This is a genomic window from Burkholderia sp. BCC0097 (assembly GCF_902832985.1).
Classification (GTDB): domain Bacteria; phylum Pseudomonadota; class Gammaproteobacteria; order Burkholderiales; family Burkholderiaceae; genus Burkholderia; species Burkholderia orbicola.
This window is the reverse complement of sequence record NZ_CADFDM010000016.1, coordinates 1-22,971: the sequence shown is the minus strand read 5'-3', so window position 1 is coordinate 22,971 and position 22,971 is coordinate 1. Positions and strand designations below refer to the sequence as shown.

General features: G+C 68.1%; 21 protein-coding genes and 1 pseudogene. 14 read left to right on the top strand and 8 right to left on the bottom strand.

Annotation, left to right across the window (positions count from 1 at the left end; translation table 11 throughout):
• Window position 1: 1 nt before the first annotated feature.
• Both HWX07_RS35065 and HWX07_RS35060 read left to right on the top strand, forming a co-directional pair.
• The gene (locus HWX07_RS35065) at window positions 2–679 is read left to right on the top strand and encodes a heavy metal response regulator transcription factor (RefSeq protein ID WP_011545700.1); all 678 of its coding nucleotides are present in this window, start codon (window positions 2–4) and stop codon (window positions 677–679) included.
• Complete coding sequence (locus HWX07_RS35060; RefSeq protein WP_175879320.1) at window positions 676–2,136, top strand: heavy metal sensor histidine kinase; 1,461 nt, start codon at window positions 676–678, stop codon at window positions 2,134–2,136. Before HWX07_RS35065 ends, HWX07_RS35060 begins: the two co-directional genes overlap by 4 nt.
• Here HWX07_RS35060 and HWX07_RS35055 read toward each other — a convergent pair.
• Genes HWX07_RS35055 through HWX07_RS35045 form a run of 3 tightly spaced genes read right to left on the bottom strand, consistent with a single transcriptional unit; the run spans window position 2,114 to window position 8,445 of the window.
• A complete protein-coding gene (locus HWX07_RS35055) occupies window positions 2,114–3,649 on the bottom strand; it encodes an efflux transporter outer membrane subunit (protein WP_175879319.1) in 1,536 nt (511 codons plus the stop codon). The genes HWX07_RS35060 and HWX07_RS35055 overlap by 23 nt on opposite strands.
• 31 nt (window positions 3,650–3,680) lie before the next feature.
• Window positions 3,681–5,144, bottom strand: coding sequence for an efflux RND transporter periplasmic adaptor subunit (locus HWX07_RS35050; RefSeq protein ID WP_175879318.1), 1,464 nt, complete (start codon window positions 5,142–5,144; stop codon window positions 3,681–3,683).
• Between the two features lie 52 nt (window positions 5,145–5,196).
• Window positions 5,197–8,445: an efflux RND transporter permease subunit gene (locus HWX07_RS35045; RefSeq protein WP_175879317.1), complete on the bottom strand. Its 3,249-nt coding sequence runs from the start codon at window positions 8,443–8,445 to the stop codon at window positions 5,197–5,199.
• Window positions 8,446–8,652: 207 nt separating this feature from the next.
• Here HWX07_RS35045 and HWX07_RS37100 point away from each other — a divergent pair.
• Window positions 8,653–8,930 (top strand): annotated as a pseudogene (locus HWX07_RS37100) (AbrB/MazE/SpoVT family DNA-binding domain-containing protein).
• 127 nt (window positions 8,931–9,057) lie between these two features.
• Window positions 9,058–9,363: a DUF4148 domain-containing protein gene (locus HWX07_RS35040; protein WP_175879316.1), complete on the top strand. Its 306-nt coding sequence runs from the start codon at window positions 9,058–9,060 to the stop codon at window positions 9,361–9,363.
• A gap of 71 nt (window positions 9,364–9,434) precedes the next feature.
• On the opposite strand, the gene ansP is transcribed toward HWX07_RS35040, so the two are convergent.
• A complete protein-coding gene (ansP, locus tag HWX07_RS35035; RefSeq protein ID WP_175879315.1) occupies window positions 9,435–10,925 on the bottom strand; it encodes an L-asparagine permease in 1,491 nt (496 codons plus the stop codon).
• A 471-nt stretch (window positions 10,926–11,396) separates the two neighbouring features.
• On the opposite strand from ansP, the gene HWX07_RS35030 reads away from it, so the two are divergent.
• The 5 genes from HWX07_RS35030 to HWX07_RS35010 all read left to right on the top strand — a co-directional run bounded on the left by HWX07_RS35030 (window position 11,397) and on the right by HWX07_RS35010 (window position 14,814).
• Window positions 11,397–12,203 (top strand): transporter substrate-binding domain-containing protein, encoded by an 807-nt coding sequence (locus HWX07_RS35030; protein ID WP_175879314.1) that lies wholly within the window; start codon window positions 11,397–11,399, stop codon window positions 12,201–12,203.
• An 89-nt stretch (window positions 12,204–12,292) separates the two neighbouring features.
• Window positions 12,293–12,979, top strand: a complete 687-nt coding sequence (locus HWX07_RS35025; protein ID WP_011545692.1) for an amino acid ABC transporter permease — start codon at window positions 12,293–12,295, stop codon at window positions 12,977–12,979.
• Window positions 12,976–13,626, top strand: coding sequence for an amino acid ABC transporter permease (locus tag HWX07_RS35020; protein WP_006481394.1), 651 nt, complete (start codon window positions 12,976–12,978; stop codon window positions 13,624–13,626). The genes HWX07_RS35025 and HWX07_RS35020 overlap by 4 nt, the downstream gene beginning before the upstream one ends.
• Window positions 13,613–14,362, top strand: a complete 750-nt coding sequence (locus HWX07_RS35015) for an amino acid ABC transporter ATP-binding protein (protein WP_006493844.1) — start codon at window positions 13,613–13,615, stop codon at window positions 14,360–14,362. Before HWX07_RS35020 ends, HWX07_RS35015 begins: the two co-directional genes overlap by 14 nt.
• A gap of 173 nt (window positions 14,363–14,535) precedes the next feature.
• On the top strand, window positions 14,536–14,814 hold the full coding sequence (locus HWX07_RS35010) for a DUF4148 domain-containing protein (RefSeq protein ID WP_175879313.1): 279 nt from the start codon (window positions 14,536–14,538) through the stop codon (window positions 14,812–14,814).
• 199 nt (window positions 14,815–15,013) lie between these two features.
• On the opposite strand, the gene HWX07_RS35005 is transcribed toward HWX07_RS35010, so the two are convergent.
• On the bottom strand, window positions 15,014–16,156 hold the full coding sequence (locus HWX07_RS35005; protein WP_175879312.1) for an FAD binding domain-containing protein: 1,143 nt from the start codon (window positions 16,154–16,156) through the stop codon (window positions 15,014–15,016).
• 40 nt (window positions 16,157–16,196) lie between these two features.
• A complete protein-coding gene (locus HWX07_RS35000; protein ID WP_175879311.1) occupies window positions 16,197–17,072 on the bottom strand; it encodes an alpha/beta hydrolase in 876 nt (291 codons plus the stop codon).
• A 309-nt stretch (window positions 17,073–17,381) separates the two neighbouring features.
• Here HWX07_RS35000 and HWX07_RS34995 point away from each other — a divergent pair, with 309 nt between their 5' ends.
• Window positions 17,382–17,618, top strand: coding sequence for a DUF1427 family protein (locus HWX07_RS34995; protein WP_175879310.1), 237 nt, complete (start codon window positions 17,382–17,384; stop codon window positions 17,616–17,618).
• Entirely contained in the window at window positions 17,600–18,337 is a 738-nt protein-coding gene (locus tag HWX07_RS34990; RefSeq protein ID WP_175879309.1) for a YoaK family protein, read from the top strand. Before HWX07_RS34995 ends, HWX07_RS34990 begins: the two co-directional genes overlap by 19 nt.
• 155 nt (window positions 18,338–18,492) lie before the next feature.
• Here HWX07_RS34990 and HWX07_RS34985 read toward each other — a convergent pair whose 3' ends face one another.
• On the bottom strand, window positions 18,493–19,401 hold the full coding sequence (locus tag HWX07_RS34985; protein WP_175879366.1) for a LysR family transcriptional regulator: 909 nt from the start codon (window positions 19,399–19,401) through the stop codon (window positions 18,493–18,495).
• A 158-nt stretch (window positions 19,402–19,559) separates the two neighbouring features.
• Window positions 19,560–19,838: a XapX domain-containing protein gene (locus HWX07_RS34980; protein ID WP_175879308.1), complete on the bottom strand. Its 279-nt coding sequence runs from the start codon at window positions 19,836–19,838 to the stop codon at window positions 19,560–19,562.
• Window positions 19,839–20,144: 306 nt separating this feature from the next.
• Here HWX07_RS34980 and HWX07_RS34975 point away from each other — a divergent pair, with 306 nt between their 5' ends.
• The 3 genes from HWX07_RS34975 to HWX07_RS34965 all read left to right on the top strand — a co-directional run.
• Window positions 20,145–20,831, top strand: coding sequence for a hydrolase (locus tag HWX07_RS34975; RefSeq protein ID WP_034175518.1), 687 nt, complete (start codon window positions 20,145–20,147; stop codon window positions 20,829–20,831).
• A gap of 168 nt (window positions 20,832–20,999) precedes the next feature.
• On the top strand, window positions 21,000–21,167 hold the full coding sequence (locus tag HWX07_RS34970) for a DUF1427 family protein (RefSeq protein WP_175879307.1): 168 nt from the start codon (window positions 21,000–21,002) through the stop codon (window positions 21,165–21,167).
• Between the two features lie 19 nt (window positions 21,168–21,186).
• The coding region (locus tag HWX07_RS34965; protein WP_175879306.1) for an amidohydrolase at window positions 21,187–22,971 on the top strand (1,785 nt) is incomplete at its 3' end.

Genomic DNA, 22,971 nt, shown 5'->3' with positions numbered 1-22,971 from the left:
CATGCGCATCCTGATAGTCGAAGACGAACCGAAGACGGGCGCGTACCTGAAGAAGGGGCTCGAGGAATCGGGTTTCAGCGTCGATCTCGCGAAGGACGGCGGCGAAGGGCTGACGCTCGCGCAGGAAGAGCGTTACGACGTGATCGTGCTCGACGTGATGCTGCCCGTGCTCGATGGCTGGGCCGTGCTCAAGCGGCTGCGCGACACGCACACGACGCCGGTGCTGTTCCTGACCGCGCGCGACGACGTGCAGGACCGCGTGCACGGCCTCGAACTCGGCGCCGACGACTATCTCGTGAAGCCGTTCGCGTTCGTCGAGCTGCTCGCCCGCATCCGCACGCTCGCGCGTCGCGGGCCGCCGCGCGAGACCGAACATCTGGCGGTCGGCGATCTGGAAATCGACGTGGTGCGCCGCCGCGTGAAGCGCGGCGCCACGCGGATCGACCTCACGCCGCGCGAATTCTCGCTGCTGCAACTGCTCGCGCGCCGGCAGGGCGAGGTGCTGAGCCGCACGCAGATCGCGTCGTACGTGTGGGACATGAATTTCGACAGCGACACCAACGTCGTCGAGGTCGCGATCCGGCGCCTGCGCGCGAAGATCGACGACGCGTTTCCGGTCAAGCTGATCCATACCGTGCGCGGCGTCGGCTACGTGCTCGAACCGAAGGACGACGCATGACGCGCCCGCGCTCGCTGGCCGCGACGCTCGCGCTCGCGTTCGCCGCGACCACGCTGGCCGCGTTCGCGCTCGTCGGCGCGTATGTGTATGCGGGGCTCGAGCGGCAGGTGAACACGCAGGACGATCTCGACATCGTGCTGGCCGCGCGCCACACGCGCCGGCTCGCGGGCGAACTCGAGTCGCTCGATGCGGCGCGGGCGCACGCGGAGCGGCTGACGAGCCAGGTGCTGGGCAACGAGGCGCTGTCGATGGCCGTCGTCGATGCGGGGGGCGACGTGCTCGCGCGCCACAACGTCCGGCTCGCCGCGCTCGACGATGCGCCGGCGGCCGCCTCGACGCCGCTGGCCGACGCGCAACTGTTCACGCCGCACGCGGTGCCGGTTCCCGCGAACGACCGGATCACGGCCGATCGCCTCGTCACGTGGACCGCCGACGGCGGCACGCCGATGCGCGGCGTCGTGATCGAGGCCGCGCTCGGCGACCGCACGCCGATCCGCATCGCGATCGCGCGCAACATGCGCGACCGGGCCGATCTGCTCGACGGCTACCGCGACCGGCTCAAGCTCGCCGGCGGGCTCGGCGCGCTGTTCGCGCTGCTGCTCGGCTACGGGCTGATCCGCAAGGCGCTCGCGCCGCTGCGCGAGATCGTCGACGACACCGGCCGGATCACGGTCGACAAGCTCGACACGCGGCTCGACGCGTCGCGCGCGCCGCCCGAGCTGCGCGCGCTCGTCGATGCGCAGAACGCGATGCTCGGGCGCCTGCAGCAGGCGTTCGCGCATCTGTCGCAATTCAGCGCCGATCTCGCTCACGACCTGCGCACGCCGCTGAACAACATGCGCGGCGCCACCGAAGTCGCGCTCGCGCGGCCGCGGTCGGTCGACGAGTACCAGACGCTGCTCGAATCGAATCTCGAGGAATACGACCGTCTCGCGCGGATGATCGAGAACGTGCTGTTTCTCGCGCGCGCCGAGCATCCGAGCTTCGTCACGCGGCAGCGCGCGTTCGACGTGCGCGAAGAACTCGAGCGCATCGCGGAGTATTTCGAAGGGCTCGCCGACGAAGCGGGCTCGACATTGCGCGTGGACGGGCACGGGCAACTGACTGCCGATGTCGAGCTGTTTCGTCGCGCGGTCGGCAACCTGCTCGCGAACGCGCTACGTTACACGCCGGCCGGCGGTGTCATCACGCTCGCCGTCGATGAAACGCCGGATGCGGTACGCGTCGTCGTCGAGAATCCGGGCGAGCCGATCGATCCTGCATTGCTGCCGCGGATCTTCGACCGCTTCGTGCGCGGCGACCCCGCGCGCAGCGGCGGTGCGCCGGGCGGCACGGCCGGGCTCGGCCTCGCGATCGTGCGCTCGGTGATGGAGCTGCACGGCGGCACCGCGCAAGTCGAAAGCGATGCGCGCGGCACGCGCTTCGTGCTCACGTTCAACCGGCCGCCGGCTGCGTGACGGCGGGTTCGGGCCGCACGGCGGCCGCGGGTTCCTTCGCACCGGTGTTCGATTCCGCGCCAGCGCTCGCGCTCGCCTGCCAGCCGCCGCCCAACGCCTTCAGCAACCCGACTTCGGCCTCGATCCGGCGCGCGTCGATCTGATCGGCGGTGCGCCGGTTCGTCAGCGCGATCGTCTGTGCGGTCACCACGTCCAGATAGCTGACGGCGCCCGCGTTGAAGCGATTCGTCGTCAGCCGCAGCGACAGGTCGGCCGCGTCGGTCGCGCGCTGCTGGCTGCCTGCTTCGGACGCGAGTGCATCGAGCGCGGACAACTGATCCTCGACCTGCTGGAACGCGACGAGCACGGTTTGCCGGTAGTCGGCGACCGCGCCGTCGTATTGCGCATGCGCGCCGCGCAGCGATGCGCTGCGGCGGCCGCCGTCGAACAGCGTGCCGGCGAGTTGCGGGCCGAGCGACCAGAACAGGCTCGGCGCGGCGAGCCACGGCGCGAAGAACGAACTTTCGAGGCCGGCGCTCGCCGACAGCACGAGATCCGGGAAGAACGCGGCCCGCGCCTCGCCGATCTGCGCGTTCGCGGCCGCGACACGGCGCTCGGCCGCCGCGATGTCGGGCCGTCGCTCCAGCAGTTGCGACGGCACGCCGGCCGGAATGGCTGGCACGTGGAACGCCTGCACGCGCGGCGGCAGCGCGAACGTCGACGCGCTCTCGCCGACGAGCGTCGCGATCGCGTGCTGCAACTGCGCACGCGACGCATCGATGTCGGTGTCCTGCGTGCGCGTCGATTCGAGCTGGGTCTCGGCTTGCGCGACCGCCGACGCGTCGATCGCACCGGCCGCCAGTTGCTGCTTGAGCAGCGTCAGCGCATCGGCGTACGCGTGCACCGTGTCGTCGAGCAACTGCTTCTGCGTGTCGAGCGAGCGCAGCGCGAAATAGTCGGTCGCGAGTTCGGCCGTGACCGACAGCTTCACGGCCTGCAGGTCGGCCGCGCTCGCGGCGGCGTTCGCCCGCGCGCCGGTCACAGCGTCGCGCACGCGGCCGAACACGTCGGGCTCCCAGCTTGCGGCGACGCCGGCCTGGTAGTCGGGCGTCGTCTTGCCGGCGAGCGACGAGCCGAGCCGGTTCTGCGACACGCGCGCACGGCTTTGCGCGACGCCTGCCGTGATCGTCGGCAGGAACCCGGCGTGCTGATAGTCGACCATCGCGCGGGCCTGTTGCAGATCGGCGACGGCTTTCTTCACCGTCTGGTTCGACACGTCGACGCGCGCTTCGAGCGCGTTCAGATCGGCGTCGCCGAACACGGTCCACCACGCGCCGCGCGCGGCGGCGTCGGCGGGCATCGCGGCGCGCCAGCCGGCCTGTGCGGCCGGTGCAACCGGTGCGCCCGCGTAGTGCGCGGGCACCGCGACGGCGGGTGGCGAATAGGGCGGCAGCGTCGAGCAGGCGGTCAGTGCCGCGGCGGCGCCGAGCGCGACGATGCGGCGAGCGAACGGAAGCGGATGAGGAAGGCGCATGGCAAATGTCTCGTGAGTCGTCGTCGATGGGTCAGCCGCGGGTGGGTGCCGGAGCGGGTGTCGACGCGGCAGGTGCGATGCCGGCCGCGCGCAGGGGCGGCACGTTGCGCACACCGGTCGCGGACGCTGGTTGCGCGGCCTGTGCGGCCTGTGCGGCCCGCGCGACCTGCGCAGACGAAGCCGACGAAGCCGCAACCGACGCCGCATCGTGGGAAGTCGACACGATCTTCACGACTTCCCCGGCCGTGATCGCATCGCCCGGATTGTCGATCACGCGATCGGTCGCCGCGAGCCCCGCGACGATCTCCACGCGCGTGCCGAAATCCCGCCCGATCTGCACGGTCTTCAGCGCGGTTTGCCCGTTCGCGCCGACGGTGGCGACCGTCACGCCATTCGGGCGGAACAGCAGCGCGCTGACCGGCAGCTCCAGCGCCGGCGCCGCACTCGGCAAGACGAGATGCGCTTGCGCATACGCGCCGGGCATCAGCGCGCCGTCGCGATTGTCGACGTCGATCTCGACACGCAGCGTGCGCGTGACGGGATCGATCGCACCCGCGCTGCGCGCGACCTGCGCGGCAAACCGCCGCCCCGGATACTGCGGCGTCGTCAGGTAGACGGAGGTGCCGGTCGACACGCCGGTCGCGCTGTCCTGCGGCACGTCGACGAACACGCGCAGCGTGTCCGTCTGTTCGAGATGGAACAGTTCTCCGGACAGGCCCGGGCTGCCCGGCGTGCCGCCCGCGGTGACCAGCGTGCCGACGTCGACGTTGCGCGCGGTGATCACGCCGTCGAACGGCGCGGTGACGGACTCGTACGACACGAGTTCGGCAAGGTGCGCGACGTTCGCTTGCGCGGACGCGAGCATCGCGCGCTTCGCGTTCATGTCCGCGACCTTCGTGTCGGTGTCCTGCTGCGACACCGACTGTGTTTTCAGCATGTCCTGCCAGCGCTGCGCGGTGGATTTCGCATAGTCGTAGTTCGCCTGCGCGCTCGCTTCGTCGGCGCGCGCCTGGCGCAACTGCGCGTCGAGATCGGGTGCGGAGATCTGCGCGAGCGTCTGGCCGGCCTTCACGTGCGTGCCGAGATCGACGCTCCAGTGCGCGATATAGCCGCTCGTGCGCGCATAGATCGATGCGTCCGCATACGGCGCCACCGAGCCGGGCAACGTCAGCGTCTGGTCGGCCGGCGCCGCGCCGGGCACGATGACCGACACCGGCAGCGCCTGCTGCGCGGCGACCTGCGCACGCTGCGCGGCGCGTGCATCGATCCGCGGCACGATGCCGAGCGCGAGCAGCGCGGCGGCGAGCGCGACGGCCGCGAGCGGCACGGCCAGCTTGCGGCCGCGGCGGGGCGGGGGGGTGTCGGAGGTGTTGGCGCGTGCGGCGGGCGGCGGCGTGTCGGAGGCGGCGCCGCGCGCGGCGGGCGGCGCGGCTGCGGGCACGGTGGCCGCTTCGGCGGCGGGCGGCGGGGCGACGGGTTCGATCGAGTCGTTCATGATGGGTCCGGGTCGGGCGAGTCGAAGGATGAGAAAGGGCGGCCGTCCGCACTCAACGCAGCGCAGGCGTATCGGGTGCGTCCTGCGCACCCCGCGCTGCCGCGGCATCGCGACGCCGCGCGAGCCACGCGTGGACGAAGCCGAACAGCACCGGCACGAACAGCAGCGTCGACACCGTGCCGAACGCGAGGCCGCCGATCACTGCGCGGCCGAGCGGCGCGTTCTGCTCGCCGCCGTCGCCGAGCCCGAGCGCCATCGGCAACATGCCGATCAGCATCGCGAGCGCGGTCATCACGACGGGCCGGAAGCGGCTGAAACCGGCGTCGAGCGCCGCTTGCCACGGCGGCTCGCCAGCGGCGAGCAGTTCGCGCGCCGAATTCACGACGAGAATGCTGTTCGCGGTCGCGATGCCGATGCACAGCATCGTGCCGGTCAGCGCGGGCACCGACAGCGTGGTGCGCGTGACGAACAGCATCCACGCGATGCCGGCGAGCGACGCCGGCAGCCCACCGACGATCACGAGCGGATCGAGCCACGACTGGAAGTTCACGACCATCAGCAGGTAGACCAGCGAGATCGCGAGCGCGAGGCCGCCGAGCAGGCCCGTGAACGACTCGTGCATCGCCTGCACCTGGCCGCGCAGCACGATCGACGAGCCGGGCGGCAGTTGCGCGCGCGCGGCGTCGACGAGCTTCGTCACGTCGCCCGTGACGCCGCCGAGGTCGCGCCCCTGCACCGACGCGAAGATGTCGAGCACCGGCTGCACGTTGTAGTGCGACACCACAGCCTGCTGCGTCGCGCGCGAGAACGAGCCGAGCGCGCCGAGCAGGTTCTGCGCGGGCGCACCCGCGGCCGGGCCGCCGGCCGGCGTCTGCGGCGCGCGCGCGGTGCCGGCGGGCAGCGGCACGTTCGCGAGCGACTGCAGCGAATTCACCGTGTATTGCGGCGTCTGCACGAGCACCGGATAGCTGACGCCGTTGCGCGGATCGAGCCAGAAGTTCGGCGTCGTCTGCGAACTGCCGGACAGCGCGATCAGCAGGTTCTGCGCGACGTCGCGCTGTTCGAGGCCGGCCTGGATCGCCTTCGTGCGATCGACGTTCACGTTGATCGCCGGCTCGTCGCCGGGCTGCTGGATGCGCGCATCGACGAGCCCCCGCACGCCGCGCAGCTTCGCGAGCAGCGTATTCGCGACCGCACGGTTCTGGTCGAGCTTGTTGCCGACGATCTGGATGTCGATCGGCGCGGGCAGCCCGAAATTGAGGATCTGGCTGACGATGTCGGCCGGCAGGAACGCGAACGTCACGCCGGGGAAAGATTGCGCGAGCACGTTGCGCAGCTTGGCGACGTACGCGGCCGTCGACGCATGATCCGGTTTCAGCGTGACGAGCACGTCGGCGTCCTCGGTGCCGATCGGGTCCGACGAGTCGTACGTGAGGTTGATCCCGCTCACCGGCACGCCGACGTTGTCGAGCACGCCGGCGAGCTGGTTCGCCGGAATAACGCTGCGGATCTTCGCTTCGACTTCGTCGGTGAGCCGCGCGGTTTCCTCGATTCGCGTGCCGGTCGGCGCGCGCAGATGCAGGCGGATCTCGCCGGTATCGACCGACGGGAAGAAGTCCTGCCCGGCGAACGCGTAGAGGCCCGTCGATGCGACGCAGGCGAGCAGGAACGCAGCCGCGAAGCGGCGGCGCCGCGCGATCGCCGCCGACAGCAGCGCGCGATAGCGCAGCCGCACGGCCTCGAAACGATGCTCGAACGCGGCCTGGAAACGCGCCACATGCACGAGGGGCGCGAATACGCCGCGCGGCGGCCGTCCGCCGCCTTTGGCGCGCATCAGCGCCATCGCGAGCGTCGGCACCAGCGTGCGCGAGAAGAAGTACGACGCGATCATCGCGAAGATCACGGCTTCGGCGAGCGGCACGAACAGATAGCGCGCGACACCCGTGAGCAGGAACATCGGCACGAACACGATGCAGATCGACAGCGTCGACACGAAGGTCGGCACCGCGATTTCGCCCGCGCCGGTCAGGATGGCCTCCTCGAGCGGCGCGCCGAGCTCGAGATGATGCGTGATGTTCTCGATCGCGACGGTCGCGTCGTCGACGAGAATGCCGACCGCGAGCGCGAGCCCGCCGAGCGTCATGATGTTGATGGTCTGGCCGAGCACGGACAGCGCGAGCAGCGACGTGAGCACCGCGAGCGGGATCGTGATCGCGATGATCAGCGTCGCGCGCCAGCTGCCGAGAAACAGCAGGATCATCAGCGCGGTCAGGCACGCGGCGATCAGCGCCTCGCGCACGACGCCCTGGACCGCCGCCTTCACGAACACGGACTGATCGTCGAGCGGCGCGATGTGCAGCGCCTTCGGCAGCCCGGCCGCGATTTTCGGCAGCATCGCCTTCACCTGGTCGATGATCGTCAGCGTCGATGCACTGCCGGTCTTCTCGACCGTCAGCAGCGCCGCGCGCTTGCCGTCCACCCGCACGATGTTGGTCTGCGGCGCGTAGCCGTCGCGAACGTGCGCGACGTCGCGCACGTACACGACGTTGCCGCCGATCGTCTTCACCGGCAGATCGTTCAGCGCGGCGACCGTCTGCGTGCTGCCGTTCATCTGCACGTTGTATTCGTGCGTGCCGATCTTCGCGGTGCCGCCCGGCAGGATCAGGTTCTGCGCGTTGATCGCGTTGACGACGTCGATCGGCGCGAGCCCCTTCGCCTGCAGCGCGCGCGTATCGAGATCGACGACGATCTGGCGGATCTTGCCGCCGAACGGCAGCGGCACGGCCGCGCCCTGGACGGTCGCCAACTGCGTGCGGATGAAGCTGTTGCCGAGGTCGTACAGCTGCTGCTCGGCGAGCGTGCCGCTCGACAGCCCGAGCTGCAGGATCGGCACGGTCGACGCGTTGTACGTGATGATGTTCGGCGGCAGCGTGCCGGGCGGCAGGATGCGCAGGATCGACGCGGCGTTGCTCGCGGCTTCCGCGATCGCGCGATTGATGTCGGCGCCCGGGTGGAAGAAGATCTTCACGACCGACACGCCGTTCAGCGACTGCGACTCGATGTGCTCGATGTCGTCGACGTCGGATGTGAGCGCGCGTTCGTAGTTCGACGTGATCCGCTTGGCCATGTCCTCCGCGGAGAAGCCGTTGTACGACCAGACGATGCTGACGACCGGAATGTCGATGCTCGGGAAGATGTCGGTGGGCGTGCGCAGCAGCGCGAGCGGCCCCGCGATGAAGATCAGCAGCGCGAGTACGACGAACGTGTAGGGCCTGCGTAACGCCAGCCGGACGATCCACATGATGGTGCTCCTCGAAGCAGGGCTCGGATGCGCATTCGATGCGACGAGCACGCAGTCTGCCGGCGCGGCGTTGACCCGACCCTGACTCGAGGATTACGAAACCGTTATCTGTGCGGGCGGCGGCAGCGTCGGCGTTTGGTGGTCTGCGGCTCGCCCTTGCTTTTTTATATGCCTTACAAGAAAGTAAGGCATATTGGAGGTGCCGCAATGACAGCAGCCACTATCACGTCAAAGGGGCGGGTCACCATTCCGGTGGACGTCCCAATCGCCTGGGCCTGGAGTCCGGAGACCGGATCGAATTCAGCTTCAACGAGGCAACGGGCCGGTATGAGATCTACCCGGCCACGCGCTCGCTCGCATCGCTGAAGGGCGTCGTGAAGAAGCCCGAGAAGCCGGTGTCAATCGAGGACATGAGTCGGGCCATCGTCGAACAGGGGCGTCCGCTCGATGATCGGACTGGATACGGCCGGATAACAAAACCGTAATCGAAGCCTCACCTTCAGGAAAGCGCGCGAATCGCAGAATGCATCCAACTCTTCATCGCATCGATGGGGAGCGGATGTCCGGCCTGATCTGCGGACGCGAACACGCCATCCTTGAGAGGTGAACATCATGAACAACCTGATTCGTGCAGTCCTGCTGTCCTGCGCACTGAGCGCACCGATCGTCGCATTTGCGCAAACCACCGACCATGCGGTCACCCGCGCCGAGGTGCGGGCCGATCTCGTCCGCGTCGAGAAGGCTGGTTATCGGCCGATCGGCACCGACCCGTACTACCCGGAAGACATCCAGGCCGCGGAAGCGAAGGTCGTCGCGCAGCAAGCGCAATCGGCCGCTGCCCAGCCAACAGACGCGGCCAAGACGGTTACGTCGTCGCTCGCATCGCTCGACGCGCAGCCGTTGTACGAGCATCACTGAGTGCGGTCGGCGACCGCCGTCGGCAGCCCGGCGGCGGATCGTTCGACGAGCGGCCCGCATGCCGCCGCGCGTCAGTTCTCGCCTTTCTCGAGCACGTTCTGCGTGAGCGCGATCGACGGAATCGTCGGCTTGAGCAGCGCGCGGCGCGCGCGGCGGCTCAGCCACTTCCAGCCGGCCACGAGCAGCAGCGCGACCAGCGGGATCGATGCGATCGTCCACGTCCCGTTCGGGTAGTCGAACGCCATCAGCACCAGCACGCCGAGCAGGAACAGCAGCGTGAGCCACGACGTCACGGGCGCGCCCGGCATCCTGAACGATACGTCCTCGACCTCGCCGCGCCTGACCGCGGCGCGGAACTTCATCTGGCACACGACGATGAAGCCCCAGGTGCTGATGATGCCGAGCGACGCGATGTTCAGCACGATCTCGAACACGCTCGACGGCACGAGATAGTTGAGCAGCACGCCGACCACGTAGATCGCGACCGTCACCAGAATGCCCGCGTACGGCACGGATTGCCCGCTCATTCGCGCGAGGAACGCGGGGGCGGAGCCGCCCATCGACAGCGAACGCAACACGCGCCCCGTCGAATACAGGCCGGAGTTGAGGCTCGACAGCGCGGCGGTGAGCACCACCAGGTTCATCACCGAGCCGATGCCCGGCACGCCGAGCGCGCCGAAGAACGTGACGAACGGGCTCTGACCCGCCTTGTACGCGCTCCACGGCAGCAGGCAGACCAGCAGCACGACCGATGCGACGTAGAAGATCGCGATGCGCCAGATCACGTTGTTGATCGCGCGCGGCAGCACCTTGCGCGCGTCCTTGCATTCGCCGGCGGCCGTGCCGACCAGTTCGACGCCCGCGAACGCGAACACCACGCCCTGCACCAGCACCAGCGCCGGCATCAGCCCGTGCGGGAAGAACCCGCCGTTGTCGGTGATCAGATGCATGCCGGTGCCGTGGCCGGCCACCGGCATGCCCGTGCCGAGGATCGCCGCGCCGATCACGAGAAACAGCACGATCGCGGCGACCTTGATCAGCGCGAACCAGAACTCCATCTCGGCGAACCACTTCACGCCGATCAGGTTCATCGTCGCGACGATGCACAGCGCGACGAGCGCGAAGATCCACTGCGGCACGGCCGCGAACGGCGCCCAGTAATGCATGTAGAGCGCGACGGCGGTGATGTCGACGATGCCGGTCATCGCCCAGTTCAGGAAGTACATCCAGCCGGCGACGAACGAGGCTTTTTCGCCGAGGAATTCGCGCGCGTACGACACGAAGCTGCCGCTGCTGGGGCGATGCATCACCAGCTCGCCGAGCGCGCGCAGGATCAGGAACGAAAACGCGCCGCAGACCAGATAGACGATCGCGAGCGCCGGGCCGGCGGCCTGCAGCCGGGCGCCGGCCCCGAGAAACAGCCCGGTGCCGATCGCCCCGCCGATCGCTATCATCTGCACCTGTCGATTGCCGAGGGTCTTGTGATAGCCGGCTTCGTGCGATTCGAGCCAGCTGCGTTTGTCGGTTTCGCCGGTTGTCGACGGGTCGGGAATCGATGCCATGACGGTATCCTCGCGCACGGATGGGATTGAATTCATCCCGATCGCGGGACGATCGGGACCACCGGTACCGGAGGACTCGCGCGCGGAATCGGGCGCGCTCGTCCTGATCGCGATTCGTCGGACGTGACGAAAGGCTCGGTACGTCGCGAACGTATGCAGCCGTAATTCCCGCCACAAACGGAATGCAAATTTGGACTGGGCGTGTTCGAATCCGCGCATAACGCCGCGGCGGCGGGTGAACCGGTTAGGTAATTTGGTGCGCCGGCGCGCACTGCGGGGGCAACCGTTACCGACGGCGCCGGTTCATGCACCGAAATGAGGAATTCGGTTTGCCGAAAGGTTCGCCGACATTTCCCTCTCCTGCCCGTGCGGCAAGCGTTTCACGGCAATGGCCCGGTTTTTGCTGGAGTGGTGTCGGCCGCGCAATCGTTGCGCGCTGCCCGACGACATACCAGACAAGGAAGATTCACCGTGAGCCCGACGACCCGACCGTTCCCCCGACGCACCTGGCTGGCTGCGCTGCTCGCCGCCCCCGTGATCGCGCTGTTCGCCGCCGCGCCGGCCCATGCCGATGCGCTCGACACCATCGCGAAAAACGGTACGCTGCGCGTCGCGGTGCCCGAGGACTATCCGCCGTTCGGCTCGGTCGGCACGGACATGCAGCCGCAGGGCTACGACATCGACATGGCAGGACTCCTTGCCAAGGCGCTCGGCGTCAAGCTGAAGCTGGTGCCCGTGAACAGCGCGAACCGGATTCCATACCTGACGACCAACAAGGTCGACATGGTGATCTCGTCGCTCGGCAAGACCCCGGAACGCGAGAAGGTCATCGACTTCTCGAGCGCGTACGCACCGTATTTCCAGGGCGTGTTCGGGCCGTCCGACGTGAAGGTGAGCGGGCCCGCCGATCTCACCGGCAAGACGGTCGGCGCGACGCGCGGCGCGCTCGAGGAGATCGCGCTGTCGCAGCTTGCGCCGAACGCGACGATCAAGCGCTTCGAGGACAACAACGCGACGATCCAGGCGTTCCTGTCGGGGCAGGTCCAACTGATCGCCGCCGGCAACATCGTCGCGGCGGCGATTCTCGCGAAGAATCCGCCGCGCCGCCCCGAGGTGAAGTTCGTGATCAAGAATTCGCCGTGCTTCGTCGGCGTCAACAAGAACGAACCGCGCCTGCTTGCGAAGATCGACGATGCGATCGCGCATGCGAAGCAGGACGGCTCGCTGGGCGAGATGTCGCGCAAGTGGCTCGGCCAGCCGTTGCCGGCCGGACTGTGACGCATCGCCGTGTCGCCTGATACGTCGCCGCGGCCGGGGTACCCGGCGTGGCGCGTGTCGTTGTCCGAACCCGAATTTATTCCCTTCCCATGAGCTACCAGCTTCAATTCGGCGAACTGTCCGAGTACGTCGGCGTGTTCGCGAGCGGCGCGGCGATCACGCTTGCGCTGACCGCGGTCGCGACCGTGCTCGGCGTGGCGGTCGGCGTGCTCGGCGCGGCCGCGTACAGCGCCGACGCGCGCGCGGCCGTGCGCTTGCGCCCGCTGATCGGCGCGTACGTCGAGGCGATTCGCAATACGCCGTTCGTCGTCCAGCTGTTCTTCATCTTCTTCGGCTTGCCGGCGCTTGGCGTGCATATCGACGAATACACGGCTGCGATTCTTGCGATGACGCTCAATCTCGGCGCGTATTCGGTCGAGATCGTGCGCGCGGGCGTGGCCGCCGTGCCGAAAGGGCATCTGGAGGCCGCGTCCGCGCTGGCGATGTCGCGCGCGCAGATGCTGCGCCACGTCGTGTTGCCGCAGGCGCTCGCCAAGGTGTTTCCCGCGCTGTCGAGCCAGATCGTGATCACGATGCTCGGCTCGGCCGTCGTGTCGCAGATCTCGGTGGCCGACCTGACCTACGCGGCCAGCTACATTCAGTCGCGCAACTTCCGCGCGTTCGAGACGTACTTCGTGATCACGCTCGCGTATCTGGCGATGGCGCTGCTGCTGCGCGCCACGCTCGGCGCGATGGGCCGCCGCCTGTTCACCCGCCGCGTGCGAGGTGCGCGATGACCGATTTCACGTTGGGGCAGATTCTCGCGAACCTGCTGCTGGCCGCGCGCTGGACGATCGTGCTGTCGATCGTGTCGTTCGTGACGGGCGGCCTCGTCGGCCTCGGGTTGCTCGTGATGCGCGTGTCGGGCTCGACGGTGCTGCGCGGCATCGCGAAGCTCTATATCGAAGTGTTCCAGGGCACCCCGTTGCTGATGCAGCTGTTCATCGTGTTCTTCGGCCTGCCGCTCGTCGGGCTCGACGTGCCGCCGTGGGTCGCTGCCACGGCGGGGCTCACGTTCTTCACCAGCGCGTATCTGGCCGAGATCTGGCGCGGCTGTGTCGAGGCCGTGCCGAAAGGGCAGTGGGAGGCGTCGGCCAGCCTGGCGATGAGCTACGTCGAGCAGTTGCGTCACGTGATCCTGCCGCAGGCCGCGCGCATCGCGATCGCGCCCACGGTCGGTTTCGGCGTGCAGGCCGTGAAGGACACGGCGCTGGTGTCGATCATCGGCTTCACCGAGCTGACGAAAGTCGGCATCGCGATCTCGAACGCGACGTTCCGGCCGTTCGTCGTGTATGGCCTCGTCGCGCTGATCTATTTCGCGCTCTGTTATCCGCTTACCCGTTATGCGCGCACGTTGCAAAGGAGATGGCATGCCGCTCGTTGAAACCCGGGGTCTCGAAAAGAACTTCGGCACCCATCATGTGCTCAAGGGCATCGATTTCTCCGTCGAGCGCGGGCAGGTCGTCTCGATCATCGGCCGCAGCGGCTCGGGCAAGAGCACGCTGCTGCGCACGCTCAACGGGCTCGAGAGCATCGACGCGGGCACGATTTCGGTCGACGGCGAACGCGTCGATGCGCGGCACGCGGACTTGCGTGCGCTGCGGCTGAAGGTCGGCATGGTGTTCCAGCAATACAACCTGTTTCCGCACCTGAGCGCCGGCCAGAACGTGATGCTCGCGCAGTCGGTGGTGAAGAAGGCGCACCGCCAGCAGGCGCGTGCGATCGCGGAACTGATGCTCGAGCGCGTCGGCTTGGGCGACAAGTTCGACGCGTTTCCGGAACAGCTGTCGGGCGGCCAGCAGCAGCGCGTGGCGATCGCGCGGGCGCTCGCGATGAAGCCGAGCGTGCTGTTGTGCGACGAAATCACGTCCGCGCTCGATCCGGAGCTCGTCGGCGAGGTGCTGGGTGTGGTCGAGCAACTCGCGCGAGAGGACATGACGCTGATCATGGTCACGCACGAGATGAACTTCGCGCGGGCGGTGAGCGACCGGATCGTGTTCATGCACCAGGGGCGCGTGTGGGAGAGCGGGACGGCCGACGAGATCTTCGAGCGGCCGCAGACGGTGGAGTTGACGCGGTTTCTGGGCAGTGTGCGAAACACCGAAACCGTGACGCGCTGACCGACGCCGCCGTGCGGCCCGGCCGCGATAGATGACAGGACCGTAATCGAAGCTTCACCTTCCGGACAGCGCGCGAATCGCAGAATGGACACCACTCCTCATCGCATCGATGCGGAGCGGATGTCCGGCCTGATCTGCGGACGCTAACACGCTATCTTCGAGAGGTGAACATCATGAACACGCTGATTCGTGCGGCATTGCTTTCCTGTGCGCTGAGCGCACCGATCGTCGCATTCGCGCAAACCGCCGACCATACGGTCACGCGCGCCGACGTGCGTGCCGACCTGATTCAGGCGGAGCGCGACGGCACGCTGCCGACGTCGAACTGGGACTATCCGCCGAGCACGCAGACGATCGCGCGCAATCGCGAGCTGTATGCGATCGCGCATGGCGACCGGCCCACGGCAATGGCCGCGACGTCGGCCGCCGTGTCGACGGCGAGCGCGCAATGAAGCGGGGTACGGTATCGGCACGCATGGCCGGGCTGGCGATCGCCGCGTGGCTCGCGGCGGCCGCGGCCCCGGCCCCGGCCTTCGCGCGCGGGCAGCCGCAACTGCCCGATGACGACGGCGGGCGCGCCAGCGTGCTGCACGGGCTGAATCCACGGTTCGATCCGCACCGCCATACAGTCGACACCCGGCCGGCGCACGCTCACGCCGCGCCCATCAGCCGCGCGCCGAGCGCGATGCCGCGCGCGGCGATCGCTGCGCTGGCGGCGCGCTGACGGGCGTCCCAGCCCGCCAGCGCGGCATCGAACGCGGCGCCGCGTGCGACGTCGCGCACGGCTTCGGCGAGGCCGACCGCGTCGTCCGCCGCTTTCGCGACGCCCGCCGCCGCGTGCGGGCGCACCATGCATGCGGCATCGCCGAGCAGCACCGCGCGCCCGACAGCCATCCGCCCGACCGCGAGATCGAGGATCGCCTGCGCGAACGGCGCGGCGGTTGCATCGACGAGCGCGGCGAGCGTCGGCGCGAGCATCCGGTCGGCGGCGTCGACGAGTTCCGCGCGGTGGTCGTCGCGCATCGCGCCGGGCGGCAGCGACCCGTCGCGCTGCGTGCCGTCGCGCGCAACGAACAGCGACGGCATCCGGTCGGACGCGAGACGCCGGTACCACACCCAGTTCACGCGTCGTTTGCCCGGTTCGATCGTGCCGTCGGCGCCGGGCACCAGATAGGTCAGGAACAGGTGCCGGTCGCCTTGCTGGAACGTGAATCGATCGCGCAGCAGAACGAGCACCTGCTCGGGCAGTGCGTGTTCGTCGACGAGCCCGCGCCACGCGACATAGCCCGCATACGTCGGCCGCACGTCCGGCAGCAATTGCGCGCGCACGGTCGAGCGGCCGCCGTCCGCGCCGATCAGCAGGTCGACCGTCTCGGTGCGGCCGCTCGCGAAATGCGCGACGATCCGCTCGCCGTCCGGTTCGAACCGCTCGAACGCGTCGCCCGCGTGGATGACGCCGGCGGGCAGCGCACGCTTGAGCGCCGTGTAGATCACGTTCCAGCCCGTCTGCGTCTGCGGCATCGCGAAGCGCTGCACGATCCGGTCGTGCGCATCGACGTAGATCCGGTCGATCGAATCGACGCCTGCCTCGCGCGGCAGCGCGACGCCGCCGAACGCGAACGCGCGCTCGATCGGCGGTTGCAGCACGATGCCGCCGCCGCGGCTGTCGAGTGCGTGCGGCGATTGCTCGAATACGCGGACGTCCCAGCCGGCCGCGCGCAGCGCGGTCGCCGCGAACAGCCCGCCGACCGATCCGCCGGCGATGACGGCCTTGCGGCCCGATCCGTGTTCCATTCGAGGTCCCCCGATGATGCCGCGTGCGGCGGGCGTGGCGTCAGCCGGCCCAGCCGCTCAGGAAATCGAGCAGCAGCGCGTTCACGCGCTCGGGCTGCTCCTCGTGCGGCAGATGCCCGCACTGCGCGATCGGCTCGGCACGCAGGTGGGTCGCCATGCCTTCCCATACGGCCTTCATGTCGAACATCTTGCCGACCGCGTAGAAATCCTCGCCCCAGATCGCCATGGTCGGGCACGCGATCCTGACGTCCGCATCGACGAGATCCTGCCGCACGTCTTCCGCGTTCGCGCGATAGTCGGCCAGCGCGCCGCGCACGGCCCCCGGGCGCCGATACGCGCGCACGTACGTGTCGAACGCATCGCCCGAGATCGCGTGCGGGTTGTAGCACCAGTCGGCGAAAAAGTAGCTGAGCCATTCGGCTTCCTTGCCGGCGATCAGCGCCTCCGGTAGGTCGGGCACCTGGTGGAACAGGAAGAACCAGTACGCGCGCGCCGTTTGCGCGGTCATGTTCTGCGCGACGATGCGCGTCGGCACGTTGTCCATCACGACGAGCCGCTCGACGCGTTCGGGGAAGTCCTTCGCGAAACGCGTCGCGACGCGTGCGCCGCGATCGTGGCCGACGAGCGCGATGCGCTCGATGCCGAGCGCATCGAGCAGCGCGGCGAGATCGCGCGCCATGTTGCGCTTGTCGTAGCCGGCCGCGGGCTTGTCGGTTTCGCCGTAGCCGCGCAGGTCGGGCACGATCACGCGATAGTGCCGCGCGAGCACCGGAATCTGGAAGCGCCATGCGAAGCTGGTTTCGGGGAAGCCGTGCAGCAGCACGACGACGGGCCCCGCGCCGGCATCGATGACGTGCTGGCGGATGCCGTTCGCCGTAACGGTGTGATGGGTGAGTGCGAGCGTGTCGGTCGTCATGGTGGGAATCCCGGTTCGATGCGGACGGTGCGCGATATGGCTCGCGTCCGATGCTGTCCGAGCATAGGCCACGTGACGAACATCGTGGCTGAATCGTTCTGAACTCCGGTGTGAGGCGGGGGCGCGGCGTGGCGGCCGGCTCGTCGGCGGTCGTCGCGCGTATGCGTCACCGCGCCGCACCGCGCGTTCAGAACGATTCAGTTCGTCGCCGTGACTTTCAGGGCCGCCTTCCCTAGTCTTGTTACCGAGCCGCCGCACGAGGCCGAAGCCCTTCGGCCGGCCCGGCCGACGGCACAACCGGAATGGACCATGCCTGACCTGATTTCCCCTGGAGCCCGCATCTCGGTCGGCCTCCTGCACCCCCTCGTGCGCGTGCAGTCGCCCGCGCCGCCGCTGGTCGCGCTGGCGCGCCCGTTCGGCATCGTCGTCCGCGAGCATGCGATTCCGCTCGTGCCGGCGCCGTTGCGTGCGCTCGCCGCGCAGGCCCGCGATGCGGACACCGTCGACACAACCGCGGAAGCCACGACATGCAGCCCGCGCAAGTAACGGCGGCGGGCGCGGCGGCCCCCGATCACCTGCGCGGCGAGGACGTGTTTCTCGCATCGATCGCCGGCTACGTCGACACGCTCGGCTTCGTCGCGTTGTTCGGGCTCTTTACCGCGCACGTCACCGGCAACTTCATCCTGATCGGCTCGGGCCTCGCCGGGGTCGGCCAGGGCCTCATGATCAAATGGCTCGCGTTTCCGGCATTCATCGCGGGCATCGTCGCCGCCCGCGTGCTCGATCACCGGATGCGCGTGCGCGGGCATGGCGCGCGGGCGCGCTCGCTGTACGCGCTGCAGACGATCCTGCTGGCCGGATTCATGCTTGCGGGCGTCGCGGCGTCGCCGATCGGCAGCGCCGATGCGCCCGCGACGATCCTCTGCGGGCTGCTGGGTGCGGCGGCAATGGGCGTGCAGAACGCGCACGGCCGGTTGACCGCGCGCACCGTCGTCGCGAACACCGTGATGACCGGTAACGTCACGCAGGCCGTCATCGATGCATTCGACTGGCTCGTGCCGATCGCCGCGCCGGCCGAACGGGAAGCGGCACGCGCGCGGCTGCGACGCACGTTGCCGCCGGTCGCCGGTTTCGCGCTCGGCGCGGGCGCCGGGGCGAGCGCCTACGTGTACGCCGGGTTCTGGGCACTGGCGTTGCCGCTCGCGGCGCTCGGTTTCCTCACCTGGCGATCCGGCCGGACTGGCGAACCCTCCGTGTCGCGCTGAGCGCCGATTCCGCACGCGGCGTCGGCTGCGTGCGCGACCGGGGCGGCGGCGAAGCCGCGCTGCGTTTCTTCATTTCCTTCAACGCTGATTTCGAGAACGGCTTGATGCAGGTCGGTAAGCGCGAGACCGCTCGACCGTTCGCGGAAAGCGCCGCGTCACACGAGCGCGGTGAACCGGTCGACGAGGTCCGGGTGACCGAGCTGTTCGACCCACCAGCGTAGCGCGTGCCCGGCTTCGTCGGTGCGCCACGCGATATAGCAATGGGTCGTGTCGCGCATGCCGGTGACTTCCCGCGCGACAAGCCTGCCTTGTGCGATCGCGGGCGCCGCGATGCAGTCCGGGAGCGTACCCACCGCGAGTCCTTCGCATTGCGCGGCCAGTTTCGCCGCGAGCGTCGGCACCGCGAGATACGGTTGGCCAGCATCAACCGCGACCGACTGCGGCTGAAGTTCGCGGGACGTGTCGGAGATCACCGCGCCGCGATACTCGACGATCGACGCCATCGACAGCGGTTCGGGCAGTGCAGCCAGCGGATGGGTCGGGGCGACCGCGAATACGTGCCGGAGCGTGCCAATGGGCTGCGCCACGATGTCCGGCAGTTCCGGCGGCTCGCCCGCCGCGCCGACGATCAGATCGGCTCGCCGCGAAATCAGCGCATCCCAGGTGCCGCCGAGCACTTCGGTGGAGAGGCGCAGCCGCGTGTCCATTTCCAGATCGTAGAACGCGTGGACGTATGGCCACATCATGTCGAAGGGCAGTATCTCGGCGATGCAGACGCGGACCTCGGTTTCCCAACCTTGCTCCGCGCGCTGCGCCTTCCGTTCAAGCTGTTCGGCGGCATGAAGCAGACGACGGCCTTCCTCGACGACGACGCGGCCCGCGCGCGTGAGCTTCGCACGACGCCCGCTGCGATCGAACAACGCGACGTCGAGATCGCTCTCGAGCTTTTGGATGAGATAGGTCAGTGCGGACGGCACGCGGTGCACCAACTCCGCCGCGTCGGCAAACGTACCGGTGCGGTCGATCGCGTCCAGTGCCTCGAGTGCTTCGAAAGACAGTTTCATGACGAGTTTCGCTACGACAAGGACATCAGACGGTGTCGCGCAGTCGAGCGACGCTGAATCCAATACTGTTCACAACGGTTCGTCGTCCGACGTACCGAGGCACGCACGCATGCGTGCCGACGGTCGGGCCTCCGCCGCGTTCGCTCGACGTCCGCCTGTCACGTCGGCGTCGATTCGCGGTGTTTCGCGGAAGCGTCGGCGTGTGCGCCGGGCAGCGCGCCGAACATGTGCTGGCTGCACTTCGCGTCGCGCCATGCGGTTCCCAGCCGGATGCCGTCGAACATCCGCCGCACCACGGGAAGAATCTGCTCGCCGGCCAGAATGCCGAGCAGGCCGACCAGGGCGATAGTCGGCGGCGCCGGCGATTGCACGCCGATCAGCGCGTAGACGACGCCGGCGAGGATGCCGGCGAGAAGTGAAGCAATGTACGGTTTCATAGGTTCTGAATGGAATGACGGCCGTTAAAAATACGGATAAATACCGGGCTGGCGTCGATCCGAAAATCTTGGGCCAGCCTATCAGGTCTGCGCGTTCGTCGTTAGCCGATTCAATGAAATTCAGATCTTTTCAGTTTGAATTAGGAGCGTGGCGAGAATCAGAACAATTAACTGGTGCGGTCGAAAATTCGCGTATTGAATGATGCAGGCCGACTGCCGACGCTTCCCGTATAGCGCATTGGATGCCTCGCGGATGTGTCGGCCAGGCAAGCCTCATTTTTCTCCGCGTCAAAGGACATCATCACCATGAGCAATCCGAAGCTTGAAGTACTTACTCCACACAACAGCCAGCTGATCTTCATCGACCAGCAGCCGCAGATGGCGTTCGGCGTGCAGTCGATCGATCGCCAGACGCTGAAGAACAACGTCGTCGGGCTCGCGAAGGCCGCGAAGGTCTTCAACATCCCAACCACGATCACGACGGTCGAAAGCGAGAGCTTCTCGGGCCATACCTATCCCGAGCTGCTCGACGTGTTCCCGAACCAGAAGACGCTCGAACGCACGTCGATGAACTCGTGGGACGACCAGAAGGTGCGCGACGCGCTCGCCGCGAACGGCCGCAAGAAGGTGGTCGTGTCGGGCCTGTGGACCGAAGTCTGCAATACGACGTTCGCGCTCTGCGCGATGCTCGAAGGCGACTACGAGATCTACATGGTCGCCGACGCGTCGGGCGGCACGACGCAGGCTGCGCACGATATCGCGATGCAGCGGATGGTGCAGGCCGGCGTGGTGCCGGTCACGTGGCAGCAGGTCCTGCTCGAATGGCAGCGCGACTGGGCGCGCCGCGAGACGTACGACGCGGTGATGGCGATCGCGAAGGAGCATTCGGGCGCCTACGGGATGGGCGTGGACTACGCGTACACGATGCTCCACAAGGCGCCGCAGCGCACCGCGACGCCGCACGAGTCGATTGCGCCCGTTCCGGCGAAGTAAGCGCGGACGACCGGCAACCGCCGATGCCGGTGCGGCGGGTTCGATGTGAACGCGCCGCATGGGCGCCATTGCCGCGGGCGGCGGACGTGAGCGAAACGCGCATGCCGCCCGCGGCACGCAGGTCGGAACACCGCGCCTGCATTTGAAATTGTCCGGGAGATTTATTGCATGGAACCTTATCTGGTTTCCCTTGGCGCGGGTGTGCTGATCGGTGTGATTTACAGCGCCATCAAGGTTCGCTCTCCCGCACCGCCGCTGATTGCGCTGGTCGGGTTGCTCGGCATGCTGATCGGCGTGCAAGCCTTACCCCCCTTGAAACAACTCTTTGGCTTCTGATCAACAAGAGGTGATGCATATGACCGCAACCGTGACCCAACCGGATCTGATCCTGCATAACGGACGATTCACGACGCTCGATCGCGCGAACCCCGTCGCGACGGCGGTCGCGATTGCCGCCGGACGCTTCGTCGCCGTCGGCGGCGAAGCGGACGTGATGCCGCTCGCGGGCCGCGCGACGAAGGTGGTCGATCTCGGCGGCCGCGGCGTGCTGCCGGGTTTGATCGACAACCACTGCCACGTGATTCGTGGCGGACTGAACTACAACATGGAACTGCGCTGGGACGGCGTGCCGTCGCTTGCGGTCGCGATGGAGATGCTCAAGCAGCAGGTCGCCGTGACGCCGGCGCCGCAGTGGGTGCGCGTGGTCGGCGGCTTCACCGAACATCAGTTCGTGGAGAAACGGCTGCCGACGATCGACGAACTCAATGCAGTCGCGCCCGATACGCCCGTGTTCATCCTGCATTTGTACGATCGCGCGTTGCTGAACGCGGCGGCGCTGCGTGTCGTCGGTTACACGAAGGACACGCCGGAGCCGCCGGGCGGCACGATCCTGCGCGATGCCGCGGGCAACCCGACCGGCCTGCTGCTCGCGAACCCGAACGCGACGATCCTTTACGCGACGCTCGCGAAAGGCCCGAAGCTGCCGTTCGAGTATCAGTACAACTCGACGCGCCATTTCATGCGCGAACTGAACCGCCTCGGCGTGACGGGCGTGATCGACGCGGGCGGCGGTTCGCAGAATTATCCCGACGATTACGAAGTGATCCGCAAGCTGCACGACGCGGGCGAGATGACGATCCGGATCGCGTACAACCTGTTCACGCAGAAGCCGAACGCGGAGAAGGAAGACTTCGTGAACTGGACGAAGAGCGTCAAGTACCACGACGGCACCGACTACTTCCGCAACAACGGCGCGGGCGAGATGCTGGCGTTTTCCGCGGCCGATTTCGAAGACTTCCGCGTCGCGCGGCCGGATCTGCCCGCGCAGATGGAGGACGACCTCGAAGGCGTCGTGCGCGTGCTCGCGGAAAACCGCTGGCCGTGGCGCATGCATGCGACCTATGACGAAACGATCAGCCGCGCGCTGGACGTGTTCGAGAAGGTCAACGAAGACATCCCGCTCGCCGGGCTGAACTGGTTCTTCGATCACGCGGAAACGATCACCGAACAATCGATGGACCGGATCGCCGCGCTCGGCGGCGGCATCGCGGTGCAGCACCGGATGGCGTACCAGGGCGAATACTTCGTCGAGCGTTACGGCGCGCAGGCCGCCGAGGCGACGCCGCCGGTCGCGAAGATGCTCGCGAAGGGGCTCAAGGTGTCGGCCGGCACCGACGCGACGCGCGTCGCGTCGTACAACCCGTGGGTGTCGCTTGCATGGCTCGTGGCCGGCAAGACGGTCGGCGGCATGCGCCTGTATCCGCAGCGCAACCTGCTCGATCGCGAAACCGCGCTGCGGATGTGGACCGAGTACGTGACGTGGTTCTCGAACGAAGAGGGCAAGAAAGGACGCATCGCGGTCGGGCAGCTTGCCGATCTGGTGGTCCCGGATCGCGATTTCTTCGCGTGCGCGGAGGACGATATCGCCGGCACGACCGCGTTGCTGACGGTGGTCGACGGGAAGATCGTGTGGGGCGCGGGGCCGTTCGCGTCGCACGACGCGCCGATTCCGCCGGCCATGCCGGACTGGTCACCGGTGCGCGAGTTCGGCGGCTATGGCGGCTGGGGCGCGACGCAGCGCAACGGCGCGCCGCTGCAGCGCGCGGCGGCCGCCGCGATGTGCGCCTGCGCGAACGAATGC